The organism is Streptosporangium sp. NBC_01639 (assembly GCF_045209755.1).
In the GTDB taxonomy this organism is placed as follows: Bacteria; Actinomycetota; Actinomycetes; order Streptosporangiales; family Streptosporangiaceae; genus Streptosporangium.
Window position 1 is genome coordinate 3902291 of the sequence record NZ_CP109272.1, and the last position, 25098, is coordinate 3927388.

Below are 25098 nucleotides of genomic sequence, written 5' to 3' on the forward strand. Positions count from 1 at the left end.
TCAGGCCGCCCCTCCACGCTCGACGATGGTGTTGTAGGTCGTGCAGACGGGCTCGCCGTCGACGGTGGTGACGTCGCTCTTGACGGTGATGAGCTCGTTGCGGCCGACACTGCGGATGTCGGTCACCGTGGAGACGCTGACCAGCTCGTCACCGGCGTGGACGGGCCGGTGGTATTCGAAGCGCTGCTCACCGTGGACCACCATGGCGTAGTTCAGGCCGAGTTCGGGGTCGGCCAGGATCGACCCGCCGGCCAGGCTGAACACGATGGGGAAGGTCGGCGGTGCGATCACATCCGGATGACCGGCGGCCTGGGCGGCCTCCCGGTCCCGGTAGATCGGGTTGTCGTCGCCGATCGCCGTCGCGAATTCTGTGATCTTCACGCGGCTGACCTCGTAGGGCGCGGAAGGCGCGGACGCCCGCCCGACGAAATCGCGGTTCAGAGCCATCGTGCTCCCTTACGGATATCGAGCTGGTGCGGCCGACCTGGGCAGAACAAGATTCCGGGGCGTACGTCCCCGGGATCGGCCACCAGGAAACCGTAGCCCGCCCGCGCCCGGCGGCGACTGTCGGGCATGGTCAACACCTGGGCGCGAAAGCTGTACAGATACGACAGACCGGCGCCCCGAACGGGGACGCCGGTCTGCGTTGAGTATGTGAGTGCTGCTGAAGTACCCATCTTCCGGAGAGAACCGGAAGGCTTCGCAGAGACTTAGCGGGTCTCGCGGTGCGCCTGGTGCGTCTTGCAGTTGGGGCAGTACTTCTTCAGCTCAAGCCGATCCGGGTCGTTGCGCCGGTTCTTCCGCGTGATGTAGTTGCGGTGCTTGCACTCCTGGCAGGCCAGCGTGATCTTCGGCCTAACGTCGGTGGCAGCCACTTGGGAGTGCCTTTCTACGTTCGGGACTGGGACAACCCACGCCGGCTCCCCCTATGACGAGGAACCCGGGAGGGTAGTAGCGGAGGCCGGACTTGAACCGGCGACACAACGATTATGAGCCGTTTGCTCTGCCTGACTGAGCTACTCCGCCTTGGGCCGACTGAACAGACCGACCCCCGCAAGGATACCCGACGCGCTGAGTGCCTACGTACTTGTGCAGGTCAGGGCTGTCGCTTCTGAGTTTCCCCAGTATGCCCATTCGCTCGGCGGGAACCTTGAGCATTTCTGGGCGGCCGTCAGGGCCTACCCAAGCCGAAAGCCCCAACCGAATGGTCAGGGCCTTTAGGCTGTAGAGCCCCTTTACGGAATCGAACCGTAGACCTTCTCCTTACCATGGAGACGCTCTGCCGACTGAGCTAAAGGGGCCTGCCCGCTCTGCGCTTTCGTGCTGCGGACAGGTGTAACCATACACGCCTCAGCGGCGCGATGCGAAATCAAACGAGGACCACCCGGATCACCACACCTCCGCCGCTGACGCCCCGGAAAACCGGCCCATACCGACGGTCCGGGCCCGCCCCGCGGCAGGCGTCATGTACGGGCGTGCCGGGCATCCCGTACGGCGTGCCGGGCGTCCCCTACGGCGTGCCGGGCGTCCTGTACGGCGGGTCCTCGCCGGGCCCGCCCGGGTTCACCGGTGACACACCCGGCACGCTCATAGGAGGAACCACCACGCAGGCCGTGCCCGAACCGCCGTATCGTGTCGGGCGGCACGCCGTACCGATCGACCGGCATCAAGGGGCACAATGCTGCAGGACCGGCTCAGGGCCGCGATCCAGGCGCTCGACGAGAGCGACCGGCCACATCTCTACTGGCACGGACTGGACGACGACGGCCGCATCTGGCTGTTCGAGACCGTCATCGACGACGGCGGGGAATACTGGCCCGTCCGGCACGCCGAGCTGGGATCGGACGGCCTCGCCCGCCGGTATTCGTGGCGGCACCTCCAGGACGAGCACGGCTTCCTGGCCGAGGGCCCGATCTATCCGGACGACTTCGGCCTGAACTCCCTGACCGAGGAGGAGTTCGCCACCCTGTGGGCGGCGATCAGCCGATGAGGCCGCCCTTGCCGCCACCGGCATCCGATCGTGGACGCGTCCGGGGCTGAAGGCGGCCGACGGCTCCGCGGTCGGCCGCTCCCGCCGAAGCCCCGCGGCCGCCCTTCGTTTTGGTCACTACGGGAGTGCGGCCGCCGGGAAGACGCGACCGGTGCGCGACGGAACCGTCAGGGCTTGCGCGCGACCCCCACGTACCCCATGCGGGCCATCTCCTCGTCGACGAACATCTCCGACGCGGGATCGGTGAACGGCCACACGTTCTCCTCCTTCCGCCCGTTGGCGAGGCCCGGGGGGATGAGCTCGAAGTCGCCGAAGAAGCGGGCGATCTCCTCACCTGTGCGGGGGCAGAACGGCGCGTTGGCCTGCTGGTAGAACTCGCTGATCCGGGCTGTGCGCTCGGGTGCGGCGTCGCTGCCGACATGGGAGATGACCAGGTGGCTTCCGGGGGCCATCGCGTCGCGGTAGGCGGTGACGAATCCCTGGGGGTCGTCCTCGTCGGAGATGAGATGCAGCAGGAACATCATGAGGACCGCGACGGGCTGCTCGAAGTCGATGAGCCCCCGGACCTCCGGGTTGTCGAGGATGCTCCCGGGCTTTCTCACGTCCCCCTGCACCATGGCCACGTTGTCGCCCCCGGCCAGCAGGGCGCGGCCGTGGGTACAGACCACCGCGTCGTTGTCCACATAGACCACGCGGGCGTCCGGCGCCAGCCGGAAGGCGACCTCGTGGACGTTCTGCTGCGCGGGCAGCCCCGAGCCGAGATCGACGAACTGCCTGATGCCCTGGCCGATGAGATACTCCACCACCCGGCCGATCAGCTTGCGGTTCTCCCTGGCGCCGTCCCGTGTCTCGGGCAGGACGCTCAGCACCAGCTCGGCGAGCTCCCGGTCGGCCCGGAAGTTGTCCTTACCGTCAAGGAAGTAGTCGTACATCCGCGCCGCGTTCGGAATATGCGGGTCCACTCCCGGGGGTGCCTGCTCCATCGCCATCAGCGTCCTCGCCGTCTGTACCGTTCCCAAGGCCAACACTCCCATGATCGCGACACTTCATGATGAATGCCACCCTTTCCACCTGCCTTGACTGGGGGTGAGGGCTTCAGGAACGGTGCCCCGTGGGCGCCGTCGGGTCGATGTCGCGTGGGCGGGTGCGACCGGTGCCCGTGCCCGCGACGGGAAGCCGCCCGGCCCGCCGTTGACAGTTTTCTCCAGACAGAAGGAAATTCTGAAGGAAATTGCCACACAATCTGGACGGACAGCTTTACCCGGGTGACAATCCGATTCGTCAAACGAAGATCATGGAGATGTCGGTCGGGCGCTGGTCCGCGCGGTGTCCCAGCTCGACAATGGCGAGGGCCGATGCGCGTAGCTCGTGGGTTGGTCGCGGTGATGTTGACAGGCGCGATCGCGACAGCGCCCCTTGATCATTCGGAAGCCGTTGCCGGAGCCCGGCAGCAGAGCACGGACACCGTCACGCGGCAACGGAGCGCGGAACCCGCGGAGGAGTCCGCTCTCGCTCTCGCCCGCCGGACGAGGCAGCCGGTCGAAGTGGACGCGATGCGCACGGAGACGCGCCAGGTCTTCGCCCAGCCGGACGGCACCTTCGTGCTGGAGCAGAACGCCCGCCCGGTACGCGTACGTCAGGCCGGCCGATGGGTGTCCGTGGACCCGACGCTCCGGCTCCGGCCCGACGGCGCGATCGCCCCGGTTGCGACAGCGGTCGGCCTGACCTTCTCGGGCGGTGGGAACGCGCCGCTCGCCCGGATGGCACGCGGCGGCAAGACACTGGAGCTGGGGTGGTCGGGCGCGTTGCCGAAGCCCGCGCTGAACGGTGACACCGCGACCTACCCTGAGGTGCTGCCCGGAGTGGACCTCCAGGTGAAGGCGGACGTCGACGGTTTCTCCCACCTCCTCGTGGTCAAGACGCGGGCGGCGGCCGAGAACAAGGCACTGGCCGAGCTGACCTTCCCGCTCTCGACCAGCGGGCTGTCGATGAAATCCACCAAGGGCGGCAACCTCGAAGCGGTCGACGGGAGCGGGGGAACGATCTTCACGGCCTCGCCGCCGATGATGTGGGACTCCTCGGGGGCCTCGACCGCGCGCACGCTGGCCGCGGGGGAAGGCTCGCCCGCGGAGGCCCGCCACGAGGTGATGGGCCTCGAACTCACCGGCCGGAAAATGGTGCTCAGGCCGGACCGGGGCATGATCGAGGATCCGAAGACCACGTTCCCCGTCTACCTCGACCCCTTCTTCTCGGCGGCTCGCGGCGCGTGGACGTCCGTCTGGAGCAACAATCCCAGCTCCAACTTCCTGAACGCCAACGACGTCGCCAGGGCGGGACACGTCCCCGGGCAGACCAACAGGTCGTTCTTCCAGATGAACACCGGCTCGACCATCCACGGAAAGCAGATCATCAAGGCGACGCTGCGGACGTACGAGACATGGTCCTACTCGTGCAGCGCGCGGAAGGTCGAAGCCTGGTCGACCAATACGATCAGCAAGAGCACCACCTGGAACAAGCAGCCCACGTGGGTCAAGCTCCTCGACACCGTGAACGTCGCGAAGGGCTGGGGATCGGCCTGCCTGCCCGGCGGTGTCGAGTTCGACGTCACCAGCCAGGTCGTGGACGCCGCGGCGAAGAGCTGGCCCAACATAACCATCGGAATCAGAGCCACGAGCGAGACGGACAACTACGGCTGGAAGAAGTTCAAGAACAACCCCAGCCTGGTGATCGAGTACAACTCGCTGCCTGCCGCGCCCGTCGCCGCCGACGCCTGGGCGGACCCCGGAGGCGGCTGCGTCACCGGTGAGGGGCGGCCGATCATCGGCAGCACCACGCCGAAGCTGTGGGCCAAGCTGCGTGACGCGGACAACTCGGTCAAGGGCCGGTTCGAGTGGTGGAACGCCGCCGGCACGAAGGTGGGCGAGCGTCTCACCGAACTGCAGGGAACGGGCAGTGCCTTCTACGCGGTCATCCCGCAGGGCGCCTTCGGCGACGGCTCCGTGATCCGCTGGCGGGTCCGCGGCGAGGACGGCAGGGCCAGCAGCGCGTGGAGCCCCTGGTGTGAGGCGACCGTCGACGCCACCGCCCCCGGCAGGGAACCGGGGGTGACCTCGCCGGAGTACACCGAGAACAGCTGGAACGACGGCGTCGGCCGGGCCGGCGCTTTCACCTTCACCGCCAACGGCGTCGCCGACATCGCCGGCTACGTCTACGGGCTGGACACCACGCCCAAGACGGAGGTCGCCGCCGGTCAGCAGGACGGGTCGGCGACGATCCGGATCACCCCTCGCCACGACGGCCCCAACGTGCTCTCGGTGCGCAGCAAGGACCGCGCGGGGCACCAGGGCCCGATCCGCACCTACGTGTTCAACGTCAACGCGGGCACCGGCCCGGACGGGCACTGGACCCTGGACGAGGGGCAGGGCACCGTGGCCGCCGACCGCACGGGCGCCCACCAGGCCACCCTGTCCGGCCCGGCCGCCTGGACCACCGGCAGGACCGGCCTGGGCCTGCGGCTCGACGGCACCGCCGGCCACGCGCAGACCACCGGGCCTGTCGTGTCCACCCTGCGCAACTTCACGGTCGCCGCCTGGGTGCGGTTGACCGGCGTCAATGCCGCAGCGACCGCGGTCAGCCAGGATGGCGGGCGGGCCGGCGGCTTCTCCCTGCAGTACTCCAAGACCGACAACCGCTGGGCGCTGAGCCGTACCAATACGGACGCCGACGGGGCGTCGGCTGTCCGCGCGCTGTCGGAGGCCGCGCCGCGGCTCGGCGAGTGGACCCACCTCACCGGCGTCCACGACGCGGCCGCGGGGACGTTGGCCCTGTACGTCAACGGGCGCCTGGAGTCGACGGTCCCGTTCACCCAGCCGTGGGACGCGACCGGACCCCTGGCGATCGGCCGGGCGAAGGTGAACGGAGTGGCGGCGGAGTTCTGGCCGGGCGACATCGACGACGTCCGCGTCCACGGCCGGGCGATGTTCGGTGACGAGGTCGCCGACCTGGTGAACAGCGCCGCGACGCTGGTCGGGCACTGGAAGCTGGACGAGGGGACCGGTGCCGTCGCCGCCGACTCCTCCGGACGGGCATCGGCGGCGGCGCTGGGCGGCAACGCGTTCTGGACCGAGGGCTGGCTGGACGAGGCGCTCGCCCTCGACGGCGCAGGCGGTCACGCGCAGGTCCCCGTCCCGGCCGTCAACACCAGGGCGGGATTCACCGTCGCCGCCTGGACCCAGCTCGACTACCTGCCCACCCGCGACGCGTCCGCCGTCTCCCAGTCCGGGAGCAGGGCCAGCGGATTCCAGCTCGGCTACGACAAGGAACAGGGGCGGTGGGTCCTCGGCATGGCCGCCGCCGACACCGACACCGCCGCGCTGGTACGGACACGCTCCGACGCCGTCCCCGCGCCGTTGGAGTGGACCCATGTCGCCGGGGTCTACGACCCCCTCCAAGGCGAACTGCGCGTCTATGTCAACGGCCAGCTGTCGGACAGCACCATCACCGACCACGTGAGCGCGTGGAACGCCACCGGCCCGCTGCAGCTGGGCCGCACCAAGTCCGCAGGCGTCTTCACCGGCTACTGGCCGGGGACCGTGGACGACGTCCGCACCTATGACGGTGTGCTGAGCGCCGAGCAGATCTCCCAACTAGCCGCCCAGTAGAGCTCGTCCGACCGATCACCCCCCCCCCCCGCTCGACTCGTCCAACCCATCGCCCCCCGTACGGCTCGCCCGACCGATCACCCCGCGGTCCGACCTGTCCGACCCGTCACCCCCATACGGCCCGTCCGACCAGTCACCCCCGATTCGACGTGTCCGATCGATCACCCCCGTACGGCTCGTCCGACCGATCACCCCGCGGTCCGACCTGTCCGACCCGTCACCCCCGTTCGACTCGTCCAACCCGTCACCCCCCGTTCGACCTGTCCACAGATTGGGTGAAGTCAATGGATCTGCCGCCCGAGTCAACCCCCCCGGATTCCCACTGGAATCGTTTACTGAAACCCGTACGGAAATCGCCGTGGCCCCGGCGGCTGGCGGCCACGCTGGCCGTCGTCGTGGTGATGCCGTTGGTGCACGCGACGCCCGCGAGTGCCGCGCCGCGTGCCGCCCCGGCCGTCCAGAAGGCGACCCCGGTCCTCGGGAAGCCGGTCCCCGTGCTACCCAAGCTGGCCGATCCGGCGGAGAAACAGGCGTGGAAGGCACCGCCGGGCACCGTCTGGCCGAAACCGCAGGCGGTCGAGCTGGACGCGACCGGTGACACGCAGGCGCGGTCCCTGACGACCGACTTCCCCGTACGGCTCGCCGCCCCGAAGGCGGCGGCCAAGGCGTCCGCTCCCGAGCGGGTCCGCGTCGAACTGCTCGACACCGCGCAGACGGGTCTGCTCGGTCTCGCGATGCGGGTGACGCCGGGGCAGGGGCTGACGGCCGCGGAGGGGAAATCCCGCCTGGAGATCGACTACTCCGGATTCCGCTACGCCTTCGGCGGCGACTACGGGGCCAGGCTGCGGATGGTGCGGTTGGCGGAGTGCGCCCTGACCGCCGCCGCGGCCGGGACCGGCTGTCCGCAGCCAGTGCCGGTGCCCGGCGACAACGACACGAAGGCGGGCACCCTGACCGCCGACGTCGACATGCCCGCGCTGTACGCGGTGACGGCCGCGGCCTCGGGTCCGTCGGGCGATCACGGGGCCACCTCGCTCTCCCCATCGGCCGACTGGAGCGTCGGCGCCCAGTCGGGCGACTTCAGCTGGGGCTACGAACTGCGGGCGCCACCGGCGCTGGGCGGCGACGAGCCGGACATGTCGATCTCCTACTCCTCGCAGAGCGTGGACGGCCGCACCGCCTCCACCAACAACCAGTCGTCCTGGGTGGGTGAGGGTTTCGAGCTGAACCCGGGCGGCTACATCGAGCGCCGCTACAAGTCGTGCATGCTCGACGGCAAGAAGACCGGCGACCTGTGCTGGGACCAGGAGAACGCGACACTGGCCCTCGGCGAGTCGTCCGTCGAACTGATCAAGGACGCCACGACCAAGCAGTGGCTGCCCAAGCACGATGACGGGACCCGCGTCGAATACCTGAAGGGGGCCGTCAACGGCGACAACGACGGCGAGTACTGGCGCGTCACCACCGCCGACGGCACCCAGTACACCTTCGGGCTCAACCGCCTGCCCGGATGGGTGTCGGGCAAGCCGGAGACGAAGTCCACCTGGACGACGCCGGTGTTCGGCAACAACAGCGGCGAGCCCTGCTACTCCAGCACCCCGGCCAACGCCTGGTGCCAGCAGGCGTACCGGTGGAACCTCGACCTCGCCGTCGACACGCACGGCAACGCCACCACCTACTGGTACGAGGTCGAGAAGAACTTCTACGGCCGGAACATGAAGCCCGAGCTGGGCACGGAGTACGTGCGCGGCGGATACCTCAAGCGGATCGACTACGGCTACCTGCAGAATGAGCTGTTCACCAGGTCGCCCGCGGCCCAGGTCGTCTTCGACGTCGCCGAACGGTGCATCCCCGGCGGGACGGTCACCTGCGCCACCGACCAGCTCAAGAAGGAGACGGCGAGTTACTGGCCCGACGTCCCCTTCGACCAGCTCTGCGGGTCGGGAGAGAAGTGCACCAACCGGCTGGCGCCGACGTTCTTCACCCGCAAGCGCCTGGCGAAGGTCACCACCCAGGTGGTGAACACCGACACGGCCAAGTGCTCGGCCAAGCCGTACTGCGCCGTCGACTCCTGGACGCTGACGCAGTCGTTCCCGGCGCCGGGTGACGGGCTCAGCCCCTCGCTCTGGCTGGCGTCCCTCCAGCAGAGCGGGCTCGTGGGCGGCACGATCACGCTGCCGAAGATCACGTTCACCGGCGTCCAGCTGCCCAACCGGGTGGACACGGACGAGGGCCGCGCACCGCTCGTCAAGTGGCGGGTCCAGACGGTGAACAACGAGACCGGCGGGGAGCTCCGGGTCAACTACGCCCCCGCCGACTGCAAGCCGGGAGACGTGCCGGCCGCCGACCGCAACGCCCGGCTCTGCTTCCCGCAGCGGTGGGCGCCGGAGAACGAGAGCGAGGTCACCGACTGGTTCCACAAGTACGTCGTGAAGCAGACCGTCGAGGTGGACCGGGTCGCCGGGTCGCCGTGGGTGGTCACCGACTACGAGTACCTCGACGGCGCCGCCTGGCATTACGCCGACAACATCCTGGTGAAGCCCGAGCATCGCACCTGGGCCGACTGGCGCGGGTTCGGCAGGGTGCGCATCCGCCAGGGCGACGGGCAGGACAGCAAGCGCACACTCACCGAGTTCAGATACTTCCGCGGCATGAACGGCGACCGCCTGGCCGACGGCTCCAAGCGCAGCGCGCAGGTCGTGGACTCCGAAGGCGGCAAGCTGGACGACCTCGACCAGCTGGCCGGTTTCCAGCGGGAGGAGATCCTCTACGACGGCGACGGCGGAGCGATCCTGACCGCGTCGGCAGAGGAACCGTGGTCGCTGAAGACCGCCGAGTCGACGCAGGGCGGCGTCACCAAGGCCGCGTACATCGTCGAGGACAAGTCGATGGTCACCCGCACGGCCCTGGAGGGCGGCAAGTGGCGGCGGACCGGAGAGACCCGCGACTACGACGAGCACGGCCTGCTCACCCAGGTGAACGAGCAGAACGACCTGGCGACCGCCGACGACGACCAGTGCACGCGCTACACCTACGCCCGCAACAGCACGGCCTGGATGCTGGACTACACCAGCAGGATCCAGAAGGTCGCCGCCGGGTGCGGCACCGCGGTGGCCAAGCTGGCCGCCGACGACGTGATCTCCGACGAGCGGGTGCAGTACGACAGCAAGCCGTACGGCCAGGGGCCGGTCAAGGGCGACGTCACCACGATCCAGGAGGTCGCGTCCGGAGACGGCTCGACCGTCACCAACTCCATCCTGACCTACGACGTCTACGGGCGCACGACCAGCGAGACCGACGCGGTCGGCACCACGGTCACCACCACCTACGCGCCGGCCTCCGGTGCCCCGGCGACCGAGATCAAGGAGACCAACCCTCTCGGGCACGAGGAACGCACCTTCCTCGAACCGGCCTGGGGTGAGCCGGTGGCCGAGATCGACGCCAACAACCGGCGCACCGACATGGAGCACGACGCGCTGGGCCGCCTCGTCAAGGTCTGGCAGAACGACCGGAGCAAGGCGGCAGGCCAGCCGCCCAACACCGAATACTCCTACCTGACGCGGACCGACGGCCCCAACGTCGTCACCACCAAGACCCTGCGGGCCGACGGCGGCTACACCACCAGCTACGAGCTCTACGACGGCCTGCTGCGCAGCCGGCAGACCCAGGAGCCCGCGCCGCGCGACGACCAGACGCAGGACCCCGCGCTGCGCGACGGGCGCACGATCACCGACACCTTCTACAACTCGCTCGGCGAGACGGCCAAGAGCAACAGCGGCTACTTCAGCCCCGGCGAGCCGTCCACCACCCTGCTCGGCGTGGCGGACACGGACGTACCCAGCCAGATCGGCTACGTCTACGACGGGGTCGGTGAGGTGAACGCCCAGACCTTCCGGGTCAAGGGCGTGGAGAAGTGGCGGGCCACGGCCACGCAGCAGGGCGAGCGGATGCACATCACGCCTCCCCCCGGTGGCACCGCCACCACCCGCATCGGCGACGCCGAGGACCGGCTCATCGAGCTGCGGCAGTACAAGGGCGCCACGCCGACCGGCGAGTACGACTCGACCAAGTACACCTACGACCACGCGGGCCGGCTGGCCAGCGTGACCGACCCCGCCGGCAACGTGTGGCGGCACACCTACGACCTGCGCGGCCGGGAGATCAAGACCGAGGACCCCGACAAGGGCGTCACCACGTTCACCTACAACGACGCCGACGAGGTGCTCACCTCCACCGACGCCCGCGGCAAGACCCTCGCGTACGTCTACGACGCACTGGGCCGCAAGCTGGAGACCCGCGAGGGCTCCAAGGACGGCCCGCTGCTCGCGGAGTGGAAGTACGACGCGCTGGCCAGGGGGCACCTGAACGCCAGCATCCGCTACCTCGGCGGCCAGGCGTACAAGGCTGAGATCAACGCGATCGACGCCGACTACCGCGCCCTGCGGCAGACCGTCACCGTCCCGGCGCGGGAAGGCAAGCTGGCCGGATCGTATGTGCTCAACTCCCGCTACACCCTCGACGACCAGGTCCAGTCCGTCAGCTTCCCGGCCGTGGGAGGGCTGGCCGAGGAGTCGGTCGTCTACTCCTACGACGAACTGAGCCAGCCGACCAAGGTCACCGGCCTGTCGTCGTACGTCACGGCCGCCCGCTACTCCAAGCTCGGTGAGACCCTGCAGTACGAGCTGAGCACGGGCGGCAAGAAGAGCTGGCTCACCTACACCCACGACGAGAGCTCCCAGCGGCTGACCCGGACGCGGCTGGACCGTGAGACCGCCCCGGCGACCGACCTGGATCTCAACTACACCTACGACGCCATCGGCAACATCACCAAGATCACCGATATGGCGGGCGGCCAGTCGAGGGACACCCAGTGCTTCGCCTACGACAATCTGCGCCGCCTGACCTCGGCGTGGACGGCCACCGACGACTGCGCGAGCGGTTCCCCGCAGTCGGACAAGATCGGCGGTGTGGCGCCGTACGCGACCAGCTACACCTACGACGTCACCGGAAACCGGATCAAGGAGACCCAGCACGCGTTCAGCGGGCGCCCGGAGTCCGTCCGCACCTCCATCTACCCCAAGCCCGGCGAGAAGCGGCCGCACGCCCTCCAGTCGGTGGGGACGGACACGTTCACCTATGACGAAGCGGGGAACACCACCAGTCGCAAGGTCGGAACCGCCGACCAGACCCTGGTCTGGGACATCGAGGGCAACCTCGAGTCGGTGACCGAGGCGGGCAAGACCACCTCGTTCGTGTACGACGCCGACGGCGGCCGGCTGCTCCGCAAGACGCCGACGGACTCGACCCTCTACATCGACGACATGGAGCTGCGGCTCGACACCGCCAAGGACGTCGTCGAGTGCACCCGCTACTACACCGTCAACGGCGAGCCGGTGGCGGTGCGCACGCCCGACAACAAGGTCTACTTCCTGGCCTCCGACCACCAGGGCACGGCTCAGGCCGCCGTCAACGCCGGTACGGGAGAGCTGGCCGTACGGAGGACGACACCGTTCGGCGAGGATCGCGGCTCCCCACCGCCGTGGTGGCCGGGCCAGCGCGGATTCGTCGGAGGCGTCAAGGATCAGACGATCGGGCTCGTCCAGCTCGGGGCCCGCGAGTACGACCCCAGGAACGGGCGGTTCCTGTCCGTCGACCCCGTCATCGACGAGGACGATCCGCAGCAGCTCAACGCCTACGCCTACGCCAACAACAGCCCCGTCACCATGAGCGACCCCGACGGGCAGCTCTTCTGGATCGTCATCGGGATCGCGGCCCGGATCGCGGCGCGGCAACTGGCCAAGAAGCTCGCCCAGCAGGCAGCCAGGCGAGCCGCGATCCGCCTGGCCAGGCAGCGGGCCATCGCCCTGGCCAAGAAGAAAGCCGCGGAGGCGGCCAAGAGAAGGGCCCTCGCGGCCGCCAGGAAGAAGGCCGCGGATGCGGCCAAGAGGAAGGCGAAGGAGCTCGCCAAGAGGAAGAAGGCGGAGGAGGCCAAGAAGAAGGCGGAGGAGATGCGCAAGAAGGCCGCCGAGGCGGCGCGCAAGCGCAGGGCCGCGAAGGCCGCGCGCGAGGCCAGGAAGGCCGCCAGGCGGACCAGGGCGCACGTGAAGAAGGTGACCGGCGGGCGCGTGACCAAGCTCCCGACCAGGGCCTCCCGCCCACGTCCCGCCAGCCGGCCGACCAGTCACAGAGCGACCCAACGGCAGTCGCCACCCAAGGTGACCCGCTCGCCCGCCGTGAGGGACGGGCAGGTGTACGGCAACAACGGTGTGTCGCAACCGACCCAGTCCGTCTCGGTGTTCCGCAACGGGAAGATGTACCCGGACGGAGCGCCGCCACCGAACATGTTGCGACCCTCGGGTTCGGGGCGGGGCATCAGACAGGACTACAAGCCGATGGAGCAGGAGGCGGAGCTGACGAGGCCGGGCGCCATCGCCGAGACCGCGACCCGGGCGGTCCGTTTCTTCGACCAGAGCGGGCTGGACGACTTCTTCGGCGGTCTCGGCGGACTGTTCTGACCTGATCCGAAGATCGGTGAGTGACCGAGCAGAAGGTAGCGGGTCCTGGCGCACGATGGTGTGTCAGGGCCCGCTGTCGGCTCGGTCACTGGCGCACGGTGGTGTGTCAGGCTCCGCTGTCGGCTCGGTCGGCAGGGCGGTCGATCGGGGGTGAGACGGTGAATGAGGTCACCGCCGGGAGCGTCCTTGAGCCTCCTTGAGGAGGTACGGTGCAGGCCCTGCCCGGCACCGTTCTCGAACCTTTCGCCATCCGGTGACGACTCCCACGGCCAGGACATCGACATCGACATCGACATCGACATCGACAAACGGCACATAGTCGCTCATCTTTAAGCATCTTTCCCGCTACACGCAAGATCGATACGGCATTTCGGCATTAATAGCGATTTAATTCGGCTTATCCGAATCAGTCCAGCTCGGCGCCACGGGCGTGGCACACATCCGTCCCCTGGTTCCATCCCCGCCCTCCTCGTAGCCGCCGATCCCCCGGACCGGGCCGCCGCGTCAAGGGCCGACGAAGCCGATCGCGAAGCGCCACCGCGGGCGCTCTCGGCCTGGCGGACTCGTCCGGGACGCTGGAGCAGCGAGACGGGCGGCCAAAGAGGGACGAGAACAACGGGCTCCACGTACGGCGCTTCTCGGCGTTCGTCGAATCGGCAGGCTGGTGCAGCCTTTCAAAAGGCCCCGAAATCTTCGGACGCCATTCGGAGGGAAATCGATCGGGAAATCAAATATCAGCCCGAGGAGAATGAGAAGGGGGTCGAGGCGGAGAAAGCAATGATTTGCAAATTCGGAGCGAACGAAGAGGACTAAAACAGCATCGACGCCCCCGGTACTGTCAGGCTCCGACGAGTGCCCCGTCTCACTGGTGAGACGCTGTAGCGAGTTCGCACGCTGGGAAAAGAGCACGATCGAAGAAGACGGCCAGATCTCCGGTCGTGCAGGATGCACTCGACCACCTGACGTCCCAGCCATCGGCCGCCTCTGCTACCGCCGCCAACAGCTTTGGTACTGGCCGCGTACGCCGATCGGCAATTGGTGCATTTCTAGAATGGGCCCATACCGCCAAAAGCTGGATCGTCCTGTGGCTCTCTGCTCCAGGAAGGGAACTGGGTATGCCGCTAGAGGAAACAACCGCGCGCGTCGCCGTACCAGCACCGAGAACAACGCCGCACGTCAGGAGACTGGGGCGAGCCGCCATCAGCGTGGCTGTCGCCCTGGTGGCCCTGTTCACCATGACTGCCGGCGCCGGCGCGGGTGTGACGCCTAAGGAGCCCTCCGAGGGCAAGGCACTCTTCGCCCCTGGGTTCAGGCATGGGAAGACCGCTGTCGAAGGCAGCAATCTCCACTACGTCATCGGCGGATCGGGCCCAGCCATCGTGCTCCTGCACGGCTGGCCGGAGACGTGGTTGATGTGGCGTGACGTCATGCCTGCGCTCGCCCGCAACCACACCGTGATCGCGTTCGACCTGCCGGGGCTGGGAGACTCCACCGTACCGACCGGCGGCTTCGACAAGGTCACCACCGCACGGCGGATCCGCCAGGCCGTGAACCAGCTGGGCTTCCGCCAGGTGCAGCTCATCGGCCATGACCTCGGCACCCTGATCGCCTACCCCTACGCACGCGACTTCCCCAACGAGGTGACCCGCCTCGCCGTGATCGAGGCGCCGCTGTCCGGCTTCGGCCTTGAGGAGCTCTACGGATTGAGCTGGCACTTCCGGTTCAACATGTCCCCGGCGCCGATCCCCGAGCGGATCATGGACAACGACGACGTCAGCACCTACCTCGGCATGATGTACGACCTCGCCCATCGTCCGGACGCGATAGAGCGCGAGCCCTATTTCAGGGCCTATTCGGATCCGGCCAGGCGCACCGCGGGCTACGGGTACTACCGGGCGTTCGCCGGGGACGCGGAGAACAACAAGGCCAACGCGGCGAGGCGGCTGGCCATGCCGGTGCTGGCGATAGGCGGGCAGTACTCGTTCGGAACCGGCGTCGCCGACTCGTTCCACCAGGTCGCCGACGACGTCCGCGCGGCCGTCGTGCCCGACTCCGGTCACTACGTCCCCGAGGAGAACCCGACCTTCCTGAGCGCTTGCGCAAACCTCTTCTTCGGCACCCAGAACACCCCGCCGTCGCAGCCCGAGCTCGCCGGCTGCGTTCGGTAGCGCTGACACCGATTCGAGGTATCCGACCAGAGGCCGTACGCACGTCGGCTTCTGGTCGGAGCTCTCCCAGAACGCGCCGGCGCCGGGGGCGACCCGCCGAAGCGGACTGAGCAGGACATCGGCGACCGGCTCCGAGCCGGTCCGGGCGATCACCATGCCGGCCCGCACCCGGCATGACGTGACCTGGAGCCGCCGGCAGCCGGCCAACCGGCTGCGCTCTCTACTGAGCGAGTGCTTCCCCGCGGCGCTTACTTCCCCTACTTCCCCGCAGCGTTGAAAGCGTTCCAGGTCGGAAATACCGGTCTGGCCGCCCGCAAGACCTGCGCCGTCCTCCAGACCGGACCCGCACACGGGACGCCTGCCGTGCACTCGCCGCATCGCGCTAAGCCCGTTTCGCGTGCTCCGGCAATGACGACACGCTGCACATGTGCTCGACGGGACCGTGTTCGAGGTGGTCTTCGTACACCCTGACCTTGAAGGCGATCAGGTCCAGGCATTGGGTCAGCCGGTCGATCTGGGCGTTCACGTGCTCCTGGTGCCGGCGCAGCAGCGCCAGCCGCTCTTCCTCGGTGCCGGAACCCCGCCTGACGAGGTCGGTGTACTGGCGGATCGCGGGGAGAGGCATCCCGGAGGCGCGGAGGAGGATGCAGAGCCGCAGCCACTCCACGTCGTCCTCGCTGTAGCAGCGACGTCCGCCGGGTCCACGGCTTACGGGATTGGCCAGGATGCCTTCACGCTCATAGAAGCGCAGCGTGTGCACGCTCAAACCGGTGCGTTCGGCGACCTGTCCGATGCTCAGATCCTGTTCGACTTCAGGCATGCCCTCCAGATTAGGGGGTTGCCCTAGAGCCGACTCTAGAACCTAGAGTACGCCGCATGATCACCCCTATCCACGACCGCTAAGGGAGCACGACCATGCACTACCGCATCCTCGGCGGTACCGGCATCGAAGTAAGCGCCCACTGCCTCGGAGCCATGATGTTCGGCGCCGCAGGCAACCCCGACCATGACGAGTGTGTCCGCATCATCCACACTGCCTTCGATCAGGGGATCAACTTCGTCGACACCGCGGACATGTACTCGGCGGGCGAGTCGGAGGAGATCGTGGGAAAGGCGCTGCGCGGTCGCCGTGACGACATCGTGCTCGCCACCAAGGTGCACTTCCGGATGGGCGAGGGCCCGAACCGCAGTGGCAACTCCCGACGCTGGATCATCAAGGAGGTCGAGGAGAGCCTCAAGCGCCTGCAGACCGACTGGATCGACCTCTACCAGATTCATCGCCCCGACCACACAACCGACATCGAGGAGACGCTCTCCACGCTGAGCGACCTCGTGCACCAGGGGAAGATCCGCGCCTTCGGCTGCTCCACATTCCCAGCCGAGGAGATCGTCGAGGCGAATCACGTCGCCGAGCGCCGCGGCCTGCTGCGCTTCAGGACCGAGCAGCCGCCGTATTCGCTGCTGGCCCGGGGCATCGAGACCTCCGTGCTGCCGGTCTGCCAGCGGTTGGGCATGGGTGTGCTGACCTGGAGCCCACTGGCCTCGGGCTTTCTGACCGGCAGGTACCGCAAGGGGCAGCCCATCGATCTCACCACCGGCCGCGCGGCACTGACGCCGGCGCGCTTCGATCCCTCGCTCCCGGTGAACGCCGCCAAGCTGGACATCGTCGAACAGCTTGTCGAGGTCGCGGACGGGATCGGCTGCTCGCTGCCCGAGCTGGCCGTGGCCTTCACCGTGGCGCATCCCGGCGTCACCTCGGTGATCGTAGGGCCGCGGACGATGAACCAGCTGGAGGCGCTGCTGAAGGGCGCCTCACTCACCCTCGATGACGCGACCCTGGACCGGATCGACGAAATCGTGCCGCCCGGGACCAACGCCTATCACCCGGACGGCGCCTGGCGCCCGCCGGTGCTGACCGACGCCGCCCGACGCCGCCGCCCGCTCGCGGACCGCTCTGCGGCCTAGACCGACTCCTGGCACTCGGTGCCCACCTCCGCCTTGAGGCCTCCGATCACCGGCCCGGCAGCAACGTGTTTCCCGGTAGGAGTTTCGGCACGTATTCGGCACCAGGCCCAGGGCGCGGGGCCATCTGGCCCGCTTCGGCGAATGAGGCCCCTGTCGCACCCGCCCGGGTGGGCGGGTGCGACGGTGCACGGTGGTAGGGCGCCATCGCGCCGGGGGTCGTACACGCAATGACCGGCCGTGGCGACGACGGGGCGTGCCGACACGTGGTCAATCCCCGTAGCAGTGCAACAGCAGATCGGGCTCTGCACGCCAGCTCATCAACAGCCTCCGAAGGGCCGCCACCAACTCGCGCTGTACATCATCGCCGGCAACCGCCTCCAAACGATCGACATCAGCCTCAAGCCGGGGTAGGTCGCGGTGATCGAGAACCGTGTCCGACCACGGGTTGAGTTGCCCGAGAATCGGTAGCCTGCCGCCCCCGGCGCTGTTCACCAGCGGCAACAGCTCCTCCACCGCCACGTCCAGCAGCCAGCCCCGCTGCTGCGCCGTCCGCCACTCCTCGGCGTCGGCACGGTGACGCTCACGCCGCTGCGCCCGAGTAGCCCGACGCAAGCTCTTCGGACCAGGCTGCGGAGGACGCAATACCAACAGCAGCCCCATACCGGTGACGGTACCGGCTCTGGCGAGGTCTACGCATCAGCCGGTTGCATCTGCACGAGCACACCGTTCAGGGGCCGGTCAGGGGGTTGTACGAGCTTCCAGGCCGGTTTCTCACGATCGCCTGATGACGGCTGAGCTTTGCGGGTGGTCGGGGGCGATCAACGACCCGGGCCTTCGTTCCCAACGATCCCTGCCCGCCGGAAACCGCGAGCAACCGCAGCTCATCATCACGACGCAGTCGAACCACCGGCGAACACTGATCAGACCTGCCGTTTGCGGTCACGTCCGTGGGGACCAGCGTCCCTTTGATAAGCCCTACTTGCGGAAACAGCCGCTAAACCTGGGCACGTATTCGGCACAGCCACCCGTAGATCGCCGTTGACGACCATGAACAGCCGGACATACGAGAAGAGCCCCCTCACCGTGTTCCGCCCTCCCTTCCAGCGGTCATCGCAACACCCCGGCTCAGGGAGTGCGATGGAGTTCGAGATCCGCGAGATCCGTTCCTCTCAGGGGCGACGGAAGCTGACCCGTGAGCGGGAGGAATACTTCCAGCTTATGGATCAAGGCTTCAGTAGTACGGAAACGTGCCGGATCGTCGGGATCAACTACCGGACCGGGAAGCGGTGGCGGACGGCTCGGCGCCGAACAAGGTGAAAAAGAAGGGGCCTGCCGGTCAGACGACCGGCGGGCCCCTTCTGGCGTCTCCCGCTACTTGCGGGTAAACGCGTCCGAGCTTGCATGCATCACCACGTTTCCAGCAGCTTCCGGTGACCATCTAATCTTTCGGGGTGGCGAACATGTCTGAAGATCTCGCATTGCCCCCTGCCCTGGCAGAGGTGGCCGAAGTCGGCTTCGAGTGGGAGTGGGACGAGGAGACCGACGAGGCCCGCGGCTGTGACTTCGAGCCATACAACCAGTTCGAGGAGCCCGACCGGACGGCGCGGTGGTTTCGCCTGTGGACTGGCAACCAAGAGGTCGACGGCAGCGAGTTCCGCTTCTTCGGTACGACCGGGGCGGGTGACTACACCGGCTTCTGGCTGGTACGGCCCGATGCGGCGATCACTGACCAGCCCGTCGTCTACATCGGTTCCGAGGGCGAGCGCGGTGTGATCGCCCGCAATCTCGGCGACCTCCTCTGGCTGTTCGCCGCCGGCCTGGGGCCCGCCGAGGCTTTCACGGACCCCGACTCCACGGCACAGCCGAACGAGGCCTTCCGTACCATCGCCGAGCGACATGCACCCGGCGGCCGCCGTTCCCCCACCCAGATCGTGGCTGCCGCACGAGCGGAGTTCCCGCATTTTTCGGATCTCATCGAAGCGATGTGTCGCTGAGTGGGCCTTACTTGGCCTTTGAAATCAGAGCGATCTGCGGGATCGTCCCCTTCGGCCAGCTGCACACCACCTACGCGCAGGAGAAGGCCCGCACTCACGCCGCCGGGCTGATCGGCCCTCCGCTCGGCGGCCTGCTGTACGGCCTGGGACGGGCGGCGCCCTTCGTCGTCGACGCCGTCACCTTCCTAGCCGCCGCAATCTTCTACGTCCTGAAGAAGGTGCCGCACCGCTCAGAGGGCCGACCGCCGCCTCCACTCACGCGGATGGCGAGGAGCAGCGGCCGACTAGGCGCAGCCTGCGCCGGAAAGCTGGTGAGGCCGCCGCCTGGCTGTGGTGCCGACGAGGGCTGCAGGAGGTCATCGCGGCGGTGATGATCCTCAACCTGCTGGGTGGAGCATTCCTACTGCCGCTGATCGTACTCGTCGGCGAACACGGCGGAGACGCGCTCACCACGCGATCAGTGCCGTGAGCTGTGTCTTCGCAGGTTTAGCAAGATCGGCATGCGGCTTTTCAAGCAGGATGTCAGGAGTTCGAACTCCTGGGCTCCACCCCACATTGGAGTGGTGCGTCCCGGGCCTCCATGAATTCCGAGAGCTTCAGTTGACGTCAGCGGGACGAAAAGGGCGCAGTGGTGTCAACCGGATGCCCTCATAGTCCGTCTCTCCTGTGCCCCATCTGTCGCAACAGGAGTCCCCTTGCGCATCCGCTCGATTCTCTCGGTCGCCGCCCTGGCCGGCAGCTTGGCACTGCTCTGTCAACCAGCCCATGCCGCCGTCTCCGAGCTGCGACAGGACGCGGTCGCCGTCACCGACATCGTCGAGTACCAGTGCACCGTGACCGGTATGGCCGAGAAACAAGACATCAAGGTCAAGGTCGAGCTGACGATGCCGGACAGCGCCGTGACGGGCCAGCAGATGACCATCGGCTGGCACGGAACCTACGTCGACGGCACCGCGCTGCGGGCGCCTGCCACGGGACTGGCCAGTGGCATCAAGCTGTACGCCTACGCGTCCATCAGCAGGCTCCCCGGGCTGACCTCCGCCAACGGAGTGGGCGAGCCCGCTCCCTTCAGCGCGGGTCAGACCATTCCCCTGCCAAGGGACACGGTCCCCCTGAAGACCACACCTTCCAACGCGGGCACCGCGACGGTGAAGCCGGCCGCCATCAACTTCGGGACCAGAACCGATGAAAAGTCGATCGAGTGCGAGGTGCAGAACGCCGACGCCCTGACGACCTACCCCCTCACCGTCTCCTCCGCAGACGGCCGGCCAACCGATCCTGCCCCGGTAATGCCGAGTCCGCAGCCGACCCCTACCGTCACGGCGACCACGGACGATCAGTCAACCGGCTCCGTACCGGTGACTTCGGACCCGCAGCCGACCCATACCATCACGGCAACCGTGACCAAGGCCTCAACGGACGGGAACAGCAAGGTGCTCAAGACCCCATCAGGGGGAGCCGCGACCGGAGGCGGCGGCGAGTCCGGCCCCGACGGACGAATGCTCATATCGACCGGCTTCCTGCTGACCTTCGCCGCCGCCACCGGACTCCTGCTACGCCGTCGTAGCCTTCCCCGGGGATGACCATCCGGTGCTCGCCTTCGGCCGGCCGCACACTGCGGATAGGCGTCCTTCGTCGGTCCGGTAGACGTGGTGCTCGACGAACATCTCAAGCCCTGTCAGTGCTGACGGGTACGGAACGGGCGCATCCACACGACTCGTGCTGCGCTGATCATTGCCTGTAGCTTGCGCGGGTCAACATGTCGAATGGAACAGGCCCCCCACTGCGGTTGTCTCAGCCAATGCGTTGTAGCGCTGAACCGCGACCCTCGTCTCTTCTACGAAGACCTCGATGCCCTTCTGCTTCAGCAGGTCCAGGGTCTCCGGGCACGTCTGAAGGACCAAGTCCATCCCTCGGGAGAGGACAACCACCTCGCTGCCGTGGTCGAGTAGCTCGGTAACGTCGGTGGGCTGGATGCCTGGAGTGTGACGCGTACCCGTCTCGTTCCAGTCCCAGGCTCGACCGCCGCCCGGGTACAGCTTGAAGTCCTTTCCTTCACCCACCCCCTTGACGACTATGCGGCCCCAAGAGATGTGAGTGATCAGTGGAGATCGCTTCATAGCCGGGAGATTAGCCCCGTAGGTGCACTTACGCGAGCCTTACTGGCCCTGGACTGCACGGGGCCTTGAACGACGGCGCCGGGACTCACATGTCCACGATCATGAACAGCCTTCCCGATCCTCTGCCCGAGTTCTTTGACTGCGGCTGCTCGGATGTCTACTACTGTCCGCAATCCAGAGAGGTCGAATGCCCCCGTCACAGTGGCTTCGACGTCTGCTGTGACGCACTTGATCAGCACATCCCGCTCCATGCATGACCGCCAGTTTGGAAGATCTCGGTACACGATCCTGTGAGCTGTTGCGGAGCTGGTCAGAGGCGGTCTCACCCTGTCCGTGAGGCCCTGTGATTCCCCCTTGTTTCCGGCCCTACTGGCACGCGAATGGCACGGCCTGAGCACCTCGTGCGGACGCACGCACCTCCGCTGGATCTTCCCGTCGCTGTCGTCCCACCCTCCGGGGAACTGGCCCTGGTCTGCTCGGCTTGTCCTGGGGCGATGGCGACGGGAAGAGCCAGCCCCCAGCCACCTACCAACCGGTCTCTTGCTCCTGACGATCATCCCGGAACTGGAGTGCCCCCGCCGGAGGCAAATGGTGTTCAAGAACCGTAGAACCCGTAGGGGATCACGAATGTCAGGACTGATCGCTACCTTGGCGGCATACCTGAGGGGACGACAGAAGGGGAGTGCTGCGAGTGGAGATCACTTACGCCGATGTCGCCTGGCTGGCCGACGACCATGAATTAGGTGACCTGTGGTGTCTGACCTTCGTATGGGGGCTCGACGAGGCCGAGGTGCTTCGACGCTTGGGTGCCAGCGAGGAGAGCATTCGGCCGCTTACCTACAGTGAGGTTCCCCCCGTACTACAGCCACCGATGGTGTGGGATCACGAGGTTGCGTCTGAGGGCTTGTAGAGCTCCTCGAACGCGATTGGGCTGTTCATGCCGATGCTGGAATGACGCCTATACGGGTTATACCAGCACTCGATCCATTCAAACATCGCGCTGGCCAACTCGGCTCTTGTTGACTATTTGTCAACGTCGAGCAGTTCGAGCTGCATCGTTCCCCAGAACGATTCCATCATGGCATTGTCGTAGCAATCGCCGACGGTTCCCATCGAGCCGAGGAGTTCAGCATCACGGAGCCGTTTCCCGTACGAGAACGATGTGTACTGTGTTCCGTGGTCAGAATGCAGGATCGTCTTCCTGCTGGGCGGGTTACGGCGGGCGACGGCCATGACCATCGCGTCGACGACCAGAGCGCTGGTCTGGCGTATGTCGATAGAATGGCCGATGATGCGACGAGAATAGGCGTCCATGACAGCGGCGCAATACAGTTTCCCTTCGTCGGTGGGGTGCTCGGTGATGTCGCTGACCCACAGCCGGTCCGGCGCTTGCACCGTGAAGGCCCGGCGGACCAGATCCTCCTCGGTGGCGGCGTTGACGAGGTTGCGGCGGCCCTTGCGCCGGTAGATGCCCTGGATGCCGGCCTCACGCATGAGCCGTTCGACGCGCTTGCGGTTGACCTCCAGGTCCAGGCCGAGCGTCAGCTCCGCGTGGATCCGCGGCGAGCCGTAGCTGTAACGTGACGTCTCATGGATGTCACGGATCAGCTTCAGTAGTTCGGTGTTTCTTTGGTCGCGTGGTGACTGCGGCCGGCCAACCCAGTCTTTGTAGCCCGATCTGGAAATGTTCAACACCCGGCAGGCCACCGCGACAGGAAAGTCGTCATCGGCGAGTTCACGGACCAGCGCGTACCCTATTTTGGGAGCACGTTCTCCCGGGCGAAATACGCAGCCGCCCGCTTGAGGATCTCATTCTCCAGCTCAAGCTGCCGGGTTCGGCGCCGCAGATCGGAGAGCTCCTTCTTCTCCGCGCTGGTCAGCTGCGCACCGCCGTTGTCATCGGTGTCGGCCTGGCGCATCCAACTCCGCAGACAGGAATCGCTGATACCCAGGTTTTCAGCAAGGACAGAGACCGGTTTATCACCCTTACGGGCAAGTTCGACGGCACGCTGACGGAACTCGATCGGGTGAGGTGCAGGCACGAAGCACTTCCTTCCCAGCCGACACAGGGTCAACTCAGGTGAGGTGGCCGTGCTACGGGGGGAAGCTCACAGCGAGCTAATGGACGAAGGACTTTTCCCTGACACGGTTCTGGCTGGACGTCTGGGCGGTTGGACTGTGCTTATCGAGGTGTACGGCTGGCAGGCGACAGAACTCGATGCCTTGCGAGCACTGTCTGCCGGAACAGAGGTCGTATCGGTCTTGCGGCACGACCACGCGTCCAACTACTTCGTGTATGCCCGTGACGGAGAGACGATGACTTCCTTCAACCCCAACATCCCCGCATGGCGGTATGGGAGCGATCCGGATCGTTTGGTGGACGTGATGAGGGAGGCAGGCTTCGATCCCGGACATACACCGGGAGACGAGGACGAAGACGAAGACGAGAACGTCTATCACCCGGCGACCGATGGGGCTCTGCTACTCGCGGCCCGGTTGACTGGTGTTGTGTTAACTCAGGAGGTCTTGAACGGCCCGCTGCTGGGCGGTGCTGTCGACTCGCGAGCCTAGAACTTATACGGCGGCGTGCCGGTGGTCGGTGCGTTGATTGGGTACGGCGGTGCGCGGGTCGGTGGACGGCCCGGATCGCCGCCGGCCGGGACCGGCGCCCACGCCGCACGCCCGGTCGGCGTGCGGCAGAGGGCCGGGTACGGCGGCGCGGCGCGCCGCCGCTTGACGGCAAGGCGGCTGCTCCTAACACGATCGCTCGCAAGCGAGCCGTCTTCCATGCCGTGCTTGAGTACGCGGTGGAACTGGAGGAACTCCAACCCGCTGCACAAGGTCAAGTGGAAGCCGCCCAAGGTCACCGAGACCGTGGACCCTCCTGTGGCGGTCAATCCGCAGCAGGCTCAAGAACTCCTGACCATGGTCACCTACGTGGGTGGGTGCGGACGGGGCCAGCGGCTCATGGCTCTGTTCGCCTGCATGTACTACGCGGCGCTGCGCCCGGCGGAAGAAGTCGGCCTACGGCTCCAGGACTGCCATCTGCCGCTCAAGAGCTGGGGACGGCTGACGGTCGATGTTTCCCGGTCGGAGGTCAACACGAAGTGGACTGACAGCGGGAACGCCCACGAGGAACGGGGCCTCAAGCATCGGGGCCGTGCCGACGTGCGTCCGGTGCCGATTCCTCCCGAACTCGTGAAGATCCTCCGGCAGCACATCGACGAGCACGGGACCGGTGAGGACGGCCGCGTCTTCCGTAGCGAGCGCGGTGGCGTGATCGGCTCGACGGCCTACACCGAGGTCTGGCAGGACGCGCGGGCACTCCCCCTCACTCCGGCTCAGGTGGCCTCTCCCCTCGCCCGGCGGCCGTACGACCTGCGGCACGCGGCGGTCTCGCTGTGGCTCAACGCGGGTGTCTCCGCTCCCGATGTGGCTGAGGGCGGGCCATGGTGTGGACGTCCTGCTGAGGGTCTACGCCAAGTGCCTCGACGGGCAGAAAGAGATCGCCAGCAAGCGGATCAGTGACACGCTGACCGCATGAGACGCACGCCGTACGACCAGGGTCCCGGACACCCCCGGGACCCTTCGGCATTCCATGACCGGTTCTCGCTCGGGAGTCGCCCGGAAAGCCTGAGGCGACCTGGGAAAACACTCTCAAGATCATTACACGTATATTGCGCGA

The 25098-nt window shown here is 67.1% G+C and carries 20 protein-coding genes and 2 tRNA genes; 10 read left to right on the forward strand and 12 right to left on the reverse strand.

Going from position 1 to position 25098, the window contains the following annotated elements; translation table 11 throughout:
• The 5 genes from OHA77_RS17565 to OHA77_RS17585 form a co-directional block, all read right to left on the reverse strand.
• A complete protein-coding gene (locus OHA77_RS17565; protein ID WP_406319115.1) occupies window positions 1–447 on the reverse strand; it encodes a MaoC family dehydratase N-terminal domain-containing protein in 447 nt (148 codons plus the stop codon).
• A 263-nt stretch (window positions 448–710) separates the two neighbouring features.
• Entirely contained in the window at window positions 711–875 is a 165-nt protein-coding gene (gene rpmG / locus OHA77_RS17570; RefSeq protein WP_030921771.1) for a 50S ribosomal protein L33, read from the reverse strand.
• A gap of 77 nt (window positions 876–952) precedes the next feature.
• Window positions 953–1026 (reverse strand) — tRNA-Met (locus OHA77_RS17575).
• Between the two features lie 202 nt (window positions 1027–1228).
• A tRNA-Thr gene (locus tag OHA77_RS17580) sits at window positions 1229–1301 on the reverse strand.
• A gap of 162 nt (window positions 1302–1463) precedes the next feature.
• Complete coding sequence (locus OHA77_RS17585; protein ID WP_406319116.1) at window positions 1464–1667, reverse strand: hypothetical protein; 204 nt, start codon at window positions 1665–1667, stop codon at window positions 1464–1466.
• Between the two features lie 11 nt (window positions 1668–1678).
• Here OHA77_RS17585 and OHA77_RS17590 point away from each other — a divergent pair, with 11 nt between their 5' ends.
• Window positions 1679–1990 (forward strand): hypothetical protein, encoded by a 312-nt coding sequence (locus tag OHA77_RS17590; RefSeq protein WP_406319117.1) that lies wholly within the window; start codon window positions 1679–1681, stop codon window positions 1988–1990.
• A gap of 167 nt (window positions 1991–2157) precedes the next feature.
• Here the strand turns inward: OHA77_RS17590 and OHA77_RS17595 are convergent, their stop codons facing one another.
• Window positions 2158–3009 carry an SAM-dependent methyltransferase gene (locus tag OHA77_RS17595; RefSeq protein ID WP_406319118.1) on the reverse strand — a complete coding sequence of 284 codons (852 nt, stop codon included), beginning with the start codon at window positions 3007–3009 and terminating at the stop codon, window positions 2158–2160.
• Between the two features lie 534 nt (window positions 3010–3543).
• On the opposite strand from OHA77_RS17595, the gene OHA77_RS17600 reads away from it, so the two are divergent.
• From OHA77_RS17600 to OHA77_RS17610, 3 genes are all read left to right on the forward strand, one after another.
• Window positions 3544–6651, forward strand: coding sequence for a LamG-like jellyroll fold domain-containing protein (locus OHA77_RS17600; protein WP_406319119.1), 3108 nt, complete (start codon window positions 3544–3546; stop codon window positions 6649–6651).
• Window positions 6652–7052: 401 nt separating this feature from the next.
• Window positions 7053–13166 carry an RHS repeat-associated core domain-containing protein gene (locus OHA77_RS17605; protein WP_406319838.1) on the forward strand — a complete coding sequence of 2038 codons (6114 nt, stop codon included), beginning with the start codon at window positions 7053–7055 and terminating at the stop codon, window positions 13164–13166.
• A gap of 1205 nt (window positions 13167–14371) precedes the next feature.
• The gene (locus tag OHA77_RS17610) at window positions 14372–15334 is read left to right on the forward strand and encodes an alpha/beta fold hydrolase (RefSeq protein WP_406319120.1); all 963 of its coding nucleotides are present in this window, start codon (window positions 14372–14374) and stop codon (window positions 15332–15334) included.
• 382 nt (window positions 15335–15716) lie between these two features.
• Here OHA77_RS17610 and OHA77_RS17615 read toward each other — a convergent pair whose 3' ends face one another.
• Window positions 15717–16154 carry a MerR family transcriptional regulator gene (locus OHA77_RS17615; protein WP_326819564.1) on the reverse strand — a complete coding sequence of 146 codons (438 nt, stop codon included), beginning with the start codon at window positions 16152–16154 and terminating at the stop codon, window positions 15717–15719.
• A 95-nt stretch (window positions 16155–16249) separates the two neighbouring features.
• On the opposite strand from OHA77_RS17615, the gene OHA77_RS17620 reads away from it, so the two are divergent.
• Window positions 16250–17299: an aldo/keto reductase gene (locus OHA77_RS17620; RefSeq protein ID WP_326819563.1), complete on the forward strand. Its 1050-nt coding sequence runs from the start codon at window positions 16250–16252 to the stop codon at window positions 17297–17299.
• A 267-nt stretch (window positions 17300–17566) separates the two neighbouring features.
• Here the strand turns inward: OHA77_RS17620 and OHA77_RS17625 are convergent, their stop codons facing one another.
• Window positions 17567–17959, reverse strand: a complete 393-nt coding sequence (locus tag OHA77_RS17625) for a hypothetical protein (protein ID WP_406319121.1) — start codon at window positions 17957–17959, stop codon at window positions 17567–17569.
• 800 nt (window positions 17960–18759) lie between these two features.
• Between OHA77_RS17625 and OHA77_RS17630 the strand changes: the two genes are divergently transcribed.
• From OHA77_RS17630 to OHA77_RS17640, 3 genes are all read left to right on the forward strand, one after another.
• On the forward strand, window positions 18760–19293 hold the full coding sequence (locus OHA77_RS17630) for an SMI1/KNR4 family protein (RefSeq protein ID WP_406319122.1): 534 nt from the start codon (window positions 18760–18762) through the stop codon (window positions 19291–19293).
• The gene (locus tag OHA77_RS17635; RefSeq protein WP_406319123.1) at window positions 19284–19664 is read left to right on the forward strand and encodes a hypothetical protein; all 381 of its coding nucleotides are present in this window, start codon (window positions 19284–19286) and stop codon (window positions 19662–19664) included. Before OHA77_RS17630 ends, OHA77_RS17635 begins: the two co-directional genes overlap by 10 nt.
• 324 nt (window positions 19665–19988) lie before the next feature.
• The gene (locus OHA77_RS17640; protein WP_406319124.1) at window positions 19989–20876 is read left to right on the forward strand and encodes a hypothetical protein; all 888 of its coding nucleotides are present in this window, start codon (window positions 19989–19991) and stop codon (window positions 20874–20876) included.
• A 171-nt stretch (window positions 20877–21047) separates the two neighbouring features.
• Here the strand turns inward: OHA77_RS17640 and OHA77_RS17645 are convergent, their stop codons facing one another.
• The 4 genes from OHA77_RS17645 to OHA77_RS17660 form a co-directional block, all read right to left on the reverse strand.
• The gene (locus OHA77_RS17645) at window positions 21048–21413 is read right to left on the reverse strand and encodes an Mth938-like domain-containing protein (RefSeq protein WP_326819558.1); all 366 of its coding nucleotides are present in this window, start codon (window positions 21411–21413) and stop codon (window positions 21048–21050) included.
• Window positions 21414–22295: 882 nt separating this feature from the next.
• A complete protein-coding gene (locus OHA77_RS17650) occupies window positions 22296–22409 on the reverse strand; it encodes a hypothetical protein (RefSeq protein WP_406319839.1) in 114 nt (37 codons plus the stop codon).
• A 27-nt stretch (window positions 22410–22436) separates the two neighbouring features.
• Window positions 22437–23120 (reverse strand): IS3 family transposase, encoded by a 684-nt coding sequence (locus tag OHA77_RS17655; RefSeq protein WP_406313256.1) that lies wholly within the window; start codon window positions 23118–23120, stop codon window positions 22437–22439.
• Between the two features lie 47 nt (window positions 23121–23167).
• Window positions 23168–23455, reverse strand: a complete 288-nt coding sequence (locus OHA77_RS17660; protein ID WP_406312792.1) for a transposase — start codon at window positions 23453–23455, stop codon at window positions 23168–23170.
• Between the two features lie 79 nt (window positions 23456–23534).
• Here OHA77_RS17660 and OHA77_RS17665 point away from each other — a divergent pair, with 79 nt between their 5' ends.
• Complete coding sequence (locus tag OHA77_RS17665) at window positions 23535–23984, forward strand: DUF6461 domain-containing protein (RefSeq protein ID WP_406319125.1); 450 nt, start codon at window positions 23535–23537, stop codon at window positions 23982–23984.
• A 225-nt stretch (window positions 23985–24209) separates the two neighbouring features.
• Complete coding sequence (locus OHA77_RS17670) at window positions 24210–24941, forward strand: tyrosine-type recombinase/integrase (RefSeq protein ID WP_406319126.1); 732 nt, start codon at window positions 24210–24212, stop codon at window positions 24939–24941.
• Window positions 24942–25098 lie beyond the last annotated feature (157 nt).

Coding starts and splice junctions, on each gene's coding strand:
- OHA77_RS17665 (WP_406319125.1), top strand. CDS start 23,535: ATGGACGAAGGACTTTTCCCTGACACGGTTCTGGCTGGACGTCTGGGC.
- OHA77_RS17620 (WP_326819563.1), top strand. CDS start 16,250: ATGCACTACCGCATCCTCGGCGGTACCGGCATCGAAGTAAGCGCCCAC.
- OHA77_RS17650 (WP_406319839.1), bottom strand. CDS start 22,409: ATGTTTGAATGGATCGAGTGCTGGTATAACCCGTATAGGCGTCATTCC.
- OHA77_RS17600 (WP_406319119.1), top strand. CDS start 3,544: ATGCGCACGGAGACGCGCCAGGTCTTCGCCCAGCCGGACGGCACCTTC.
- OHA77_RS17565 (WP_406319115.1), bottom strand. CDS start 447: ATGGCTCTGAACCGCGATTTCGTCGGGCGGGCGTCCGCGCCTTCCGCG.
- OHA77_RS17590 (WP_406319117.1), top strand. CDS start 1,679: ATGCTGCAGGACCGGCTCAGGGCCGCGATCCAGGCGCTCGACGAGAGC.
- OHA77_RS17605 (WP_406319838.1), top strand. CDS start 7,053: ATGCCGTTGGTGCACGCGACGCCCGCGAGTGCCGCGCCGCGTGCCGCC.
- OHA77_RS17585 (WP_406319116.1), bottom strand. CDS start 1,667: ATGCCGGTCGATCGGTACGGCGTGCCGCCCGACACGATACGGCGGTTC.
- OHA77_RS17615 (WP_326819564.1), bottom strand. CDS start 16,154: ATGCCTGAAGTCGAACAGGATCTGAGCATCGGACAGGTCGCCGAACGC.
- OHA77_RS17630 (WP_406319122.1), top strand. CDS start 18,760: ATGTCTGAAGATCTCGCATTGCCCCCTGCCCTGGCAGAGGTGGCCGAA.
- OHA77_RS17625 (WP_406319121.1), bottom strand. CDS start 17,959: ATGGGGCTGCTGTTGGTATTGCGTCCTCCGCAGCCTGGTCCGAAGAGC.
- OHA77_RS17645 (WP_326819558.1), bottom strand. CDS start 21,413: ATGAAGCGATCTCCACTGATCACTCACATCTCTTGGGGCCGCATAGTC.